The 11783-nt window shown below is 66.6% G+C and carries 10 protein-coding genes and 1 pseudogene; 6 read left to right on the top strand and 5 right to left on the bottom strand.

The genetic code is table 11. The features are described 5' to 3' along the window. The first annotated feature begins 326 nt into the window (after positions 1-326). The 3 genes from C8D89_RS18210 (at position 327) to C8D89_RS30790 (ending at position 2056) form a co-directional block, all read left to right on the top strand. Positions 327-689: a hypothetical protein gene (locus C8D89_RS18210; RefSeq protein WP_133251961.1), complete on the top strand. Its 363-nt coding sequence runs from the start codon at positions 327-329 to the stop codon at positions 687-689. A 493-nt stretch (positions 690-1182) separates the two neighbouring features. Continuing rightward, positions 1183-1509, top strand: coding sequence for a hypothetical protein (locus tag C8D89_RS18205; protein ID WP_116709553.1), 327 nt, complete (start codon positions 1183-1185; stop codon positions 1507-1509). Positions 1510-1927: 418 nt separating this feature from the next. Then, positions 1928-2056 (top strand): hypothetical protein, encoded by a 129-nt coding sequence (locus C8D89_RS30790; RefSeq protein ID WP_279323394.1) that lies wholly within the window; start codon positions 1928-1930, stop codon positions 2054-2056. Positions 2057-2855: 799 nt separating this feature from the next. On the opposite strand, the gene C8D89_RS18195 is transcribed toward C8D89_RS30790, so the two are convergent. Then, positions 2856-3146 carry a hypothetical protein gene (locus tag C8D89_RS18195; protein ID WP_116709551.1) on the bottom strand — a complete coding sequence of 97 codons (291 nt, stop codon included), beginning with the start codon at positions 3144-3146 and terminating at the stop codon, positions 2856-2858. Between the two features lie 1282 nt (positions 3147-4428). Between C8D89_RS18195 and C8D89_RS18190 the strand changes: the two genes are divergently transcribed. Then, a complete protein-coding gene (locus tag C8D89_RS18190) occupies positions 4429-5376 on the top strand; it encodes a patatin-like phospholipase family protein (protein ID WP_279323393.1) in 948 nt (315 codons plus the stop codon). Positions 5377-5572: 196 nt separating this feature from the next. Here the strand turns inward: C8D89_RS18190 and C8D89_RS18185 are convergent, their stop codons facing one another. The 3 genes from C8D89_RS18185 to C8D89_RS18175 all read right to left on the bottom strand — a co-directional run bounded on the left by C8D89_RS18185 (position 5573) and on the right by C8D89_RS18175 (position 9122). After that, complete coding sequence (locus tag C8D89_RS18185; protein WP_116709549.1) at positions 5573-5953, bottom strand: histone-like nucleoid-structuring protein Lsr2; 381 nt, start codon at positions 5951-5953, stop codon at positions 5573-5575. 248 nt (positions 5954-6201) lie between these two features. Beyond that, a complete protein-coding gene (locus C8D89_RS29370) occupies positions 6202-7110 on the bottom strand; it encodes a sensor histidine kinase (protein ID WP_243418235.1) in 909 nt (302 codons plus the stop codon). A gap of 1352 nt (positions 7111-8462) precedes the next feature. Then, entirely contained in the window at positions 8463-9122 is a 660-nt protein-coding gene (locus C8D89_RS18175; RefSeq protein WP_116709685.1) for a LuxR C-terminal-related transcriptional regulator, read from the bottom strand. A 384-nt stretch (positions 9123-9506) separates the two neighbouring features. Between C8D89_RS18175 and C8D89_RS18170 the strand changes: the two genes are divergently transcribed. Together C8D89_RS18170 and C8D89_RS31175 are read left to right on the top strand one after the other, a co-directional pair. Beyond that, positions 9507-10256 carry an RICIN domain-containing protein gene (locus C8D89_RS18170; protein ID WP_165825785.1) on the top strand — a complete coding sequence of 250 codons (750 nt, stop codon included), beginning with the start codon at positions 9507-9509 and terminating at the stop codon, positions 10254-10256. Between the two features lie 321 nt (positions 10257-10577). Further along, positions 10578-10857, top strand: a pseudogene (locus C8D89_RS31175) (helix-turn-helix domain-containing protein); the annotation flags it as partial. 319 nt (positions 10858-11176) lie between these two features. On the opposite strand, the gene C8D89_RS30785 reads toward C8D89_RS31175, so the two are convergent. Next, a partial coding sequence (locus tag C8D89_RS30785; protein ID WP_207787293.1) for a hypothetical protein occupies positions 11177-11783 on the bottom strand: 607 nt, incomplete at its 5' end.

Raw genomic sequence — 11783 nt, 5'->3', positions numbered from 1 at the left:
GCACGAGGGAGGGTGTCGGACGCGCGTCCGACACGTCCGACAGGTCCGACGCCTCCTCGCAGGCCAGGAGCCGCTGCGGAGACGAGATGGCCAGGGCCCTCGCCGAGCTCGATCCACTCCCTCGCCTCGGTGCCGCCCGCACCCTTCGGGTCCCGAGTTCCAGGCCGCAGCCGCCTCCGCGGGCCTGGAGGACCTCCGTACCGACGCCGTTCACGGCGTCCCCGATCCGCCACAGCCGAAGGTGCTCGGCGACCGCTGGGGCCGGTTTGCCACGCCCCAGGCAGGTGTTCGGCTGATGGACGCCCAATCAAGAAGGAGCCCGAGCAGTGATCGACGAAGAAGAGCATCTGGCTCGGCCTGTGGCCTCCCTGGCCGAGCAGGTCCGGGCGATTGACGACCTCGCCGACCCCAGAGGAGACCGGAGAGCTGGCCATCTCCACATCCGCAACGGTGACGACGGATACGAGCCCGGCCAGCCGGCCGCCACCCGCCTCGAGCTGATCGCACAGCACACCGACGTCATCGACACCGCGGTCCGCGAGCGCTTGGCCCTGATCGCCGAAGAAATCGCCGAAGGTGGCGCCTGGGCCGCCGTGTTCCAAGCGGCCGGTGCCGAGGACGACGGAATGCTTCAGGACGAACTCGTCGAAGAAGTGCACGACCTGCTGGACCAGCGGGAGGAGCGATGAGCCCATACAAGGTCGCGGTGGGTACTGGTCGACCGGTAGGCCAAGCAGCTGCCCAGCGACTTCGCGGCGCGCCTGCTGCCACAGAATCTGGCGAGCGTTCTCCCGGGCGCAGATCAGGTTGCTGCGGGCCTGCATGAGCCGCCGGTCGGGGGACGGGGCCGGGGCTCGGCGGATCGCCACGGGGGCCCAAGGGGCCCGTTCTACTGCATCTGCCGCTGCGGGTTGTCGCGCCAGATCGTGATGAAAGTAGTTCCGTGTCCATACCAGCCGGTGCCGTCGATGAGGACCCGGAGACCAGTGCCCTCGATGTCGAGTAGCTCGGCGAGCGCCCCTCCGTCAACGCCATACGGCTGCGAAACAAGGACCGTCGGCCACCGCGTCGCGTCCAGCCAGTGACGTGGTCGGTCCATTCCCGCTTTAGATGCGCACTGTGCGGGCACCGGCCTGTCTGTAGCCACTTGACACAAACTCGGTCTTTCTCGAGACGCAGCCGGTGGGCCCGGGCCCAGGCGATCATCCTCTCCTGAATTTCGGTGTCGTCGGCTCCGTAGGGCCAGTCGTCCTCGTACTCAATGCCGATGGCCTGAGCCTCGGGGCGAGCTGGCACCGGGACCTCGTCGCCCGTGTCGTCGCCCTCGAACACGTACACGCAGTCTTCTTCTCCGGGCTCCATCAGAGGGTCGGTATCCTCCAGGAGGGACTGCGAATCGTCAACAGCTTGGGCCTGGTGCCTCCTGCGAAGGTTCTCCTGTTTCCGAACGTGTTCCCAAAACGCGTCAATCTCCTTGTCCTCGACTTCGAGGAGTTTTACGAGACCTAGGAACGCCTCCTTCCAACGCGGCAGCGTCCCGTTGCTGATGGTTCGCTGCACGGTAGCTTTCGACAGTCCCGCGATTTTCTTTTTCTCTGCCTCACGAGCAAGGTGGGCGAATGATTTGCCAGAGACAGCCTGCAACTCTTGCAGTTTCTGCACCCAAAGCGATCGTTCAATAGTCACCGCCTGCCCTAATGTTATTGAGGTCTCTCTGCTGAGCTGTCATGGACTTGGTATGGCCCAGCGGTGCCGGGCGGAGGCGTCGCAACCACGGGAAGGATGTCCGACTCAGTTCAGCTCGCTGCGGCTCACAACGGATCGCTCCGGCTCCCTTTGGCTCACTTCCTCGATCTCAGCCGTCGACGATTGAACGATGGGCACCGAGGGCCGCGCTGGGCGGCCATCTACCGCAGAGGGGGTTCTCGTGTCCTGGACGGACCTGGTGGTGAGGCTGCTGGCCGACACCAAGCTGTACGCACGTCTGCTCGGCCTGCTCGTGCTGCTAATGCCGGTCGCCGTGGCTGTGACCGCGTTGCTGATAGTGCTGAAGTGACGCCGCGCAAGCGACCGCGTTGCGCGCGGCACCGACCAGTCAGGCCGCGGCGGAGCGAGTGGGCGCCGAAGTCGCCGTCGTGGCGGCCCAGGTCCACCCACCGCCACCTCGGGAGACAGCTCCCACTGCCGTGAACGACGGTCCGCTTCGTCCCCGTCGAGGCGGCCCACGGGGCCATGGGGTCTCTGAGGCACGCCAGCGTTCTACCGGTCCTAATGCGGCACCCGCGCATCGACACCTGGTTCGCGCCCAGTTGCGTGCGAGGGCGCAGTAGCGGGACCCGTGCGCCTGGCTACACGTCGAGGGCCCACCGCTCGTGAGTGTCGGGCAGGTCTCACCGCGACCCGTAGCGTGCCGTCTGCGGCCACGTGGTCTCGGTGGGCCACGCCGCTGGCCCCTGCCTGGCACTGCTTGGCCGCGACCAAGGCCCTGGCGGTACCGGCCGCACCGGCCAGGGCTTTGTCATCGCGGCGTAGGGCTCGATCGAATGATTAAATCTGTGAGCTTGTTGAAGCGTCCGAGGGCTGGACACCAGCGGCGCTCGGCCTGCCAAGGACGTACTCACTGGTGGCCGAGGGGAAGCCCGAGCTTTGCAGTCTTTTCGTTCCCTGGGGCGTTGCTCGACTGCCGTATCGTCGTCGATGCAACCGGCGCGCCCGCAGCTTGGATTCACGGGACCGACTGCGCCATGACCAAGCTGTACGTGCCTCAATCGACAGCGTGATGACGCGCCCCTTCTTCCCAAGTGCACGCGGCGCGCTCGTGGCGGATCGTTCCGCACCATGCCGCTGCCAGCCGGCTAAGCCTCCGGCGGCGAGGTCTGGGCTTCGCGCTGCCATCGCGGTGCGGGGGCTTCGCGAGCCAGCGGCAGCCGCCCGAACCGGAGGTTGGACCAGAGAAGATCGCGGCGGGTCACCTGGTCGACCGGCAGGCCGAGTAGCTGCGCGACCAATTCACGTCGCGCCTGCTGCCACAGAATCAGGTCCAGCTCATGGCGAGCGTTCTCCCGGGCGCAAATCACGTTAGTCCGGGCCTGCAGGATTCGCCGCTCGGCAGCGACCCGTACCTGAGGGGCGGCGCCGCCGTGCACCCGGCACACCTTTCCGCCAACAATGGCATAACATCGACACTGGCTGCCATCAGTGCGCCGGGCGCTGCAGCGGCGGGCTTGGCGCACTCGAGCCATGTGCCCAGTGTAGATCCAAAGTGCCGGTTCCATGGGTCAACCGGCGCGGGACAGTTCGATGGGTCGGGCCCGCGGCGGTCCACGACGCGGCGGACGTGGTCCTCCAGTAGAATCGGTGCTCCCGATGAGGTGTGGGCTCGAATCGGGCACGCCGAGCAGCTCCGCGGCCACTTCACGGCGCGCCTGCTGCTGCCCGCACCGAATGCCAGGCCGCCCGAACAAACAGGGGGGTTGCCATCCCTTAAGTCGTGTGATAGAGGCGTCAGTCGTCACTTACATTTCCAGCTCAGCGCGTTGTATGCGGAACACGGCAGGCCGACACCAGAGGTTGACGCGGGCAGAAGGGGGAGCATGCGTGCTGATTAGGAACCGCTACGTGTCCAGTTGCAGCCCCCCAGGAACTGGATCCCTGTGTCGCTGCGGCGAACTCTCACACGGTCCGTTCCCCGGAATAGCTTATCGACGAGGATGGACGGCTCGTCGGTGTTGGACAGACGAGCCCAATAGCAAACACTTCCTGAGCCGCTGGTCTTGTAGCGGCCCGGCGCGATCTCGCCAGACGCGAGACCGACTTCGTAGGTGCCGTCCTCATAAGCCGACGGTGCCCCATCGGGCGTCGAGGCGTGAGAGCCAGGTAGGTAAGGCGGGGCTGAATACGACAGGGTCGGTGGGTCCGATGCCGCCTGATCAACTGGCCCAGAGTCGCCGACCGCTACGCCGAGGACAAAGGCCACGAATGACGCGACGGCGCCGAGTCCCCACGGCACCCAATGTTGACAAGGTTGCTCAGATGTCCGATGGGACTGCGAGTTCCGAGGCGGAGATGTCAACGGAGGCTGCACGAGAGGCACGTCCCGAGGTACCGGCGGAACTCCCATGGTGTCAGTACCACGCTCGTCATCATCCGGCTGACCCATGGACGACCTTCCTCGTCCTGACGAACGTCGTTCCTACCGTGGACCAACTGTCTCGCAGCCGGTTAGTGAGAAGCAACTCCCAAGTGAAATCCAACAGACACTTCACTTAGGGAACGCGGACCCCACCTCCCGGGACTGTCACGCCGTCACCTGCACTCCATTTCCCGAAGAGCCGGTTTTGTCCGACCTTCTCAACCTTCGCCGCGCCCTGGCGGCTGACCAGCGTCTACGACACTGCACGCCCGGTCCGTCGGTCCGACCGGGGCCGGGTGGAACAACGACGGACCGGGTCGGCCCGTCGAGCCCACCCGCGGAGAGTCGAGTGGGTTCGAGGAAACACGGGGCGGGGCCCGACCGGCCAGGCAGCGACCCAGGAACGTCAGTGGTCGGGCCAACGCCGGCGTCCCGTCCCGTTCGACCAGTCGCTGGCCCTGTGGGGCAACCCGGGGATGTACTGGCCGCAGGCGAGCCTGTTCACGACCCCGTGGCGGCTGACCAGCGTCTACGACACCGCACCGCTGCAGCGCACCCTCGCCGACCTCGTCGACCCGCAGCGCCTCGACGCCGACGCGCCGCGGGTGATCGTGGGCGCGATCAACGTGGCCACCGGTCTCATGGACTACTTCCACAGCGGCCAGCCCGGCGGGCTGACCTTCGAGCACGTGGCCGCCAGCGCCAGCCTGCCGCCGAGCTTCCCGATGACCCCGATCGCTGATGCGCGCTATTGGGATGGCGGGTTGTTCTCCAACACCCCGCTCGGCCCGGCGATCAACGCTCTCGAGGAGGCGGGCGGGGGGTCGCGCGCGGTGGAGAGGGAGCTCATCGTCGTCGAGCTGTTCCCGATGAACGCGCCGATCCCGCGCACCTTCCCCGAGGTGATGCAGCGGGTGGCGCAGCTGCAGTACACCAGCCGGCTCGCCCTCGACAGCCGCTTCTTCGACGAGATCAACGACGTCGTCGACCTGCTCGCGCGGATCGAGGACGAACTCCCCGCCGACAGCACGATCCATCAGGACGCGGTCTTTCAGCGGCTGCGCGGCCACCGCAAGATCGATCACCTGAACGTGGTCACCTCCAGCCTTCCGCCCGAGCTGTCCAACGCCGCCGACTTCTCCCGCGCCTCGATCGAGGCGCGTATCCAGGCCGGCCACGATGACGCCCGCCAGCAAGGCATCGACGACGTGGACGCCCCGGCCCTGCGGTTCGGCGTGACGTAGACGCGGCCGGCGCGTGAGGAAGACCCAGAGGCGAACTCCCGAGGCGTTCGCCGTTACAGGGCTCGAACGGCTCATCGGCCGCGGTGAAGCAGGAGGGAGACACTCGCGTTTCTCTCAGACTGGCCTACCGTCTAGCTTGATCAGGAGCCTGTCCGCGCGTCGAGCGTGTCGTCGGTCGCTCGGCCATCGAGCGGGGTCAGTGACTGCGGTGGTAGGCGTCGGTGACCTCGCGGGGGATGCGGCCCCGCTCGCTGACGGTCATGCCCTGCTTCCGGGCCCACTCCCGGATCGCCTGGTTCTGCTCCCGGTCCACCGACGCGCGCCCGCCGGTGCCGTTGCGGCGGTCGCCACCCGTCGCCGAGCGGCCTCCCGAAGAGCCGCCGGTGCTGGTGCGGCGGCGCCCGCCGGTGCGGCGGGCGTGCTCGACGTAGTCACGCAGGGCGTCGCGCAGGGTGGCCGCATGCTGCGCGGACAGGTCGATCTCGTAAGTCACGCCGTCGAGCCCGAACTCGACGGTCTCATCGGCGGGGCTCTGGTCGAGGTCATCGAGGAGGGTGACCACAGTCCGTCGTGCCACGGGTTCGCGCCTTTCGCTACGGGTGCCGGCCGGGAAAGCCCCCTGGTCGCGTGGCTGGTGACGCCAATCCCGAACGGGACAATGATACCCACGGGCTTGACGACGTCGCATGCCATACGGCGCGCGATCGTGGCGCCTTGGTCAATTCCGAGTGCCAGTTCTATGGGTCAACGGCGCGGCCCGGCTCGGGCGCCGGCTGACCAAGCATGGATCGCCCTCCGAGGCGCGTACACGGTGCATCTGCAGGTTCACTCATCCTCGTCAGAATTCGTCGCCTCGGTGGCACCTGGCAGGGGGAGTTCTGCGCGCACAACCGTGCCGTTACCCGGTGGACTGATGATCGCAAGGTGTCCGTCCCCGGCTGCGACGCGGTCCGCCAGGCCCTGTAGGCCGCCGTTGACTGGCGAGTCTGAGTTGTCGCCGAAGCTGGCCCCGCCCCGTCCGTCATCACGTACCTCGATGACGAGCAGACGGTCCTGACGGTCAAGATCGACACTGACGTAGCGGGCCTGGGCGTGTCGGATGGCGTTGGCCACGGCCTCGCTGATCACGAAGTAGGCGGTGGCCTCTGTTGCGTTGGGTAGCCGTGGGCAGGTGCCGCGGAGCTCAACTGGCAGAGCAGCCCGGTCGGCCAGCGCCTCGACGGCGGCGGGTAGGCCGCGTTCGGTCAGAATGGCGGGGTGGATGCCACGGGCCAGACGGCGCAGCTCAGTCATGGCTTCGTCGAGGTGTTCCTCGGTCTCGATCAGCAGCTTCTGCAAGGTGGCGTCGTTGCCGGTGTGCGTGGCGTCACGGACGCGGGCCAGGTCGATGGCCACGGCGAGCAGCTGTTGCTGGGCGCCGTCGTGGAGGTCGCGCTCCAGCCGGCGCCGTCCGGCGTCCACAGCATTGACCAACCGGCGTCGTGACGCCTTCAGCTCGCTGAGCTGCGCGCGCACCTGCGCGGTCAAGCGGGCGTTGTCCAGTGCCAGCCTACTGGCCGCGACCGCGCTGTCGAGCAACTGAGGATCATCGCGTAGCGCGGGGTGATGCTCGAGCAGCGCAATCGTCCGCCCGTCGCGCGCCACCGGCGTCGACACCCGCGACCCGTCGCCACTCGGGTGGAACGGCCGACCATCACCATCGACGAAACCACCGGCGCCGTCTGAAAACGCCACGACCAAGCTCGGATCCCCCAGGCAGCGGGTCAACGCAACCCGCAGTCCATCCGCTCCCAAGCCCTGGTCGAGAGCGAGCACTAATGGCCCGACTTCGGTGCGTCGCATCCGTGCCCACGCCAACCCAGCCACCACCGCTACTGGCGGCAGCCCCGCCAACACGTACCCCGCGACGACAGTCAAAGGGGCCTGTGGGGGAACGTCGACAATCCCCGCGACAAAGACTGGCACCGTCGCGACACCAGCAACAAGCAAAGGGGTTATAGCGCGCCGAGTCACCGGATCACTACGCCTGAGTCGTCGAACCAGTAGGACGACGCCGACCCCCGTAAGAATGCCCAACACGCACAGCCGTACCATCTCGAACGTATCGCTATAGGCGGCTAGCTCTTCCACGTGGAGCCGTGAACCTGGGCACCCCGGTAGATAGCCGTCGCACACCGCTCTCGTCATGAGCTTCCCGAGTGCTAGCAGTAGCGTCGTTCCATACGAAGCCGCCACGAGCATGCGTGCTGATCGGTCTCGCAGGTGTCCATCTGGTAGCGCGAGTGCGATGTGCAGAGCCACTGCAAGGTGACTGCCGAGTAGGCCGACACCGATCGTGAACAAGGAGCCGATGGTGCTCAATCGGGCTGTTTGCGCGAACCACAGGACGCCGGCAGCCAGCAGCAGCCACCCAATCCGGTTGCCGGGCCTCCCCAGCAACACCACTAAGCTCGCCGTCAGCCATAACAGCCCGACAACGACATCTGCCAGAGCTGACGCCGAGCTTATGGTGAGGGTCGTCGGGCGCGTCCAGAGCAGCACGTACCCGACCGTCGCGACGATGGCGAGTCCGCCGACACCTACCGCGGCGAACACGCTTTCTCGCAGACCCCGAGCCGCCACGGTGGAAGCATGGCTGAGCCAACCTGGCGCTGTCACCAGCTTTGGAACTCAGCTTCGCGCCCGCCCACTGATACTCCGAGCCGGTGATGGTCAAGAGGCGTCAACGCCGGCTGGACGGCATCGGTGAGAGCGAGCGTGCTGTCGCGGTTGGCCGGGGATGAACACCGGCGAGGTGGCGACGCGCGTCGCCGAGGTCTAAGGCACGGAGGCCAGCCGGGCCACCATCTCGAAGATCACCGATAACGTCGACGAGGAGATGCCGGGTGGCCTTACCAACCCGACCGGGAAGGGTCGGGCCCGCTGGTCGATCCGCCAGGAGACGACCCCAATCGCGTCGAGAGCACGTTCCGCGGACGTGTTGCCCCGTCAACCAACAACTGACTCATCCACGCCCGCTACATCCTTCGTAGGACACTCTCGCGGCAATAGTTCAGCGGACGAACTGCGCCGTGGTACGCCGCAAATCATGGTTGGTGGTCGAGGTTACGGAGGTAGGTGAGCACGGCGAGGATTCGTCGGTGGTCATCGGGTTCATCGGAGATGTCGAGCTTTCGCAAGATGCAGCGGACGTGAGTTTCTACGGTTTTCGGACTGAGGTAGAGCCGGTCAACAATGCCCTGATTGGAGCGGCCTTCGGCCATGAGCTGCAGCACTTCGTGTTCTCGTGCCGTGAGTCGGTCAAGGGGGTTGTTCCGGCGGCGGCGCCCGACCAACACGGTGGCAACCTCGGGGTCGATCACGGTGCCGCCAGCGGCGACCCTTCGCACGGCGTCCATCAGGGCGTTGAGGTTGGTGACCCGCTGCTTGAGCAAATAGCCGAGTGCGCGGGGGTCGTCCTGGAGGAGCTCGACGGCGTATCCGGACTCGACGTACTGGGACAGGAACAGCAGCGCCTGGCTGGGCCGCGCCTGGCGCAGCGCGAGGCCGGCCATGAGGCCCTCGTCCTGGTATTTCGGGGGTAGCCGGATGTCCATTATGACCAGGTCGGGATTCGTGTCCCGCACCAGATTGGTGACCCCGCGGGCGTTGTCGGCTTGGGCGACGACATCGACTCCGGCGCCGGTGAGCAGGCTGGCAACGCCTTCGCGGAACAGAGCCGCGTCCTCGATCAGCGCGACCCGCAAGCGCGGCTCCTCCCGGGGCACGAGGTTGCGCCGCGCCGCCCCAGCTCCCGCCATCGTCGCAGCATCTCCGATCGCCTAGCTCCTGTCATCAGGGCCCGCACTGAAGACCATCGCTCAAATCCAGGTACGCGCACCGACGTGCCACCCCCCACCGCTCCCCCACCCTTACGGCAGGGCGTCGTTACCCCGCCCGGAGGCGGGGCAACTTCGTCCGAGCTATCGGACACGCCGGTGCCACACAAGCACGGGCGCCTCAACCAGAGGAGAGTCGCTATGTCAAGTTCAACTCTCGACGATCTTGTTGCCCCTGCGAGCTTGCCTCTCCAGGCGGGCGAGTATTGGGTCCGGCAGGGCACGGGGTACTACATGACCGGGGATAATTCAGTGGGCACAGGATCGGTTGGTCTGGCTGCTCAGGAAGTCGAGCACGGCAGTCAGCGCCAGCGTTGGTACTTTACACCGGTCGGGGCCGTGTGCACGGTTCGGCAGCGCAGCTCGAATCGCTTCCTGGACGCCTTCGAGGGTGGAAGCTTCTCGGCCGTCACTCGCGGCGGGCAGGGCGACGATACCCAGAGGTGGGTGGCCCTACCGTCCTATGGGTCGTTTTCGACTTACACCCTGTACCAGCTGAGCTCGACCAGGCGGCTTGACGCGCATGAGGGTCAGACCTTTTCCGTCGTCACCCGAGAGGCGCAAAACAACAACAGCCAACAGTGGAAGTTGAGCAGCACCGGTGAGGGCATCTCCTTGCAGCAGGTGAGCACTGGCCGCTTCCTGGATGCTTATGAGAGTGGGGGCTTCGATGTCGTCACTCGACCGCCGCAGCACAACGAGACCCAGCGATGGCTGCTTGACGTTGTCGGCGGCGTCTACACGATTCAGCAAGCTGACTCCGGGAAGTTGCTCGACGCCCACGAGAGCGGGGACTTCGCGGTCGTCACTCGACCGCCACAACACAACGACACCCAGCGTTGGGTTGTGCGTCGCCTCGGCGGCTTCACCCATTCAATCCAGCAGCTGAGTTCGGCGCGGTTCCTAGACGGTCACCACCATCAGCCGCCTTCGCGACCGATGGTGACCAGGCCTCGCCAGCAGAACGCTAGCCAGAGGTGGGACATCGCCGAGCAGCTGTGAAAACGTTCGATCACCTCACCGCCAGGGCGCTCGTCGGGCCTGTGCGCCCCTACGAGCGCCCTGGCTCCACAGCGACCGGGCGAGAAAGAAGGCCCCCCCAGAGCGGCATCGAGTGCCTGGCGCTCTTGTCGCTGGGCTTGTGCATCACCTCGTCTGACCAACACCAGCCGGCGCCCTCACCCCGACCCGCGCCTACCGTCCCCGACCTGAAGTTTCGGATCGAGAAGGTCGTTGACAGTTCGTGCTCAGGACATGCTTGACGCCCAGCCCCTTCGATGATCTTGTGCCCGCCGGCCTCGGCGGGAGGAGATCGAGTGGGCGATGGCGCTGACTGGTGGGCGGGTGGAGCAGCGTTACCGGGCGGTGCTCGAGGTGCGCGACGGGGCGCCGGTCCGACTGGTGGGGTGGAGCAGCGTTACCGGGCGGGGCTCGAGGTGCGCGACGGGGCGCCGGTCAATGAGGTCGCCGAGCGCTACGGCGTGTCGCGGCAGGCCGTCTACGGCGGAGAGATCGGTTCGACGAGGCTGGTGTAGCCGCTCTGGGGGACCGGTCCCGCCGGCCGCACCGGAGCCCGTCGCGGACCAGCGGCGAGGTCGAGGCCGAGGGTACTCGGCACACGCTCCGCCAACAATCGCGGAACATCGACACCGCAAACCCGTTGCTGCGCCGTAACGTGCAACGGCGGGCTTGGCGTACTCGAGGCATTCGAGGTCATTCCTTAGGAATTGTATCCTTCGTTCTACGCGATCCCTGTACTTGACGATTCGAACCGTCCGTTAGTCGTGTCGGTACCGTCATTCTCTTCGTACGTACCCATGGTGTTGCGTTGATCAGCAACACGGGGCGGCCCCTGCGCAGCGTCGAGGGTGGACGGTCTCGTCCTCTTAGCTCGCTTAGCCGGGGACGGCGTCATGATCGAGTCAAGTGTGGTTCGCGTCGTTTCTGGTCGTGTGGGGGGCTGTTGTCAGGCGGCGAGGTGGGCGCGGTGAGCGAGGTCGTCGAAGGCGGCTTGGTAGGCGCGGGCGGCGGCACGGAGTCGGGACGGGGCGGGCGGGTGGGTGGGGGTCGGTGGTCTCGGCGAGCCCGGTGCGTAGCAGGTGGTCGTGGGCGTGGGTGAAGAGCAGTGCTTGTTGCAGGCCGATGTTGGTGACCTGGTAGCGGTGGCTGTGAGGTACCCGGGTGATCAGCCCGTGGGCGCGCAGGCGACGCAGGTCGTAGGTCATCTTTCCGGCGGTGATGTCCTGGGGTGTGGTGCCGAGGAGGGGCGCGATCAGGGTGCGCAGCTCACGGTTGGTGAAGCCGTGGGGTAAGAGCCGGTGGATGAGCAGGGCTTGCAGTAGCGCGTGCACGCGGGGGTGACCGAAACGTAGTCCGGGGATGCGAGTGCCGGAGTCGGTGACGATGGGCGCGGTGAGCTCGGTGAAGGTTTCCGCGCCGCGGATCGGGTCGTGGCTGATGCGTTGGACGTCGAGCAGGCGTCGGTTGGCGGGGAAGCCGATCTGCCGGAGTGCGGGCAGGTTGAGCAGC

The organism is Actinomycetospora cinnamomea (assembly GCF_003096675.1).
In the GTDB taxonomy this organism is placed as follows: domain Bacteria; phylum Actinomycetota; class Actinomycetes; order Mycobacteriales; family Pseudonocardiaceae; genus Actinomycetospora; species Actinomycetospora cinnamomea.
The sequence above is the reverse complement of the archived record's forward strand: the minus strand, read 5'-3'. Positions and strand labels throughout refer to the sequence as shown.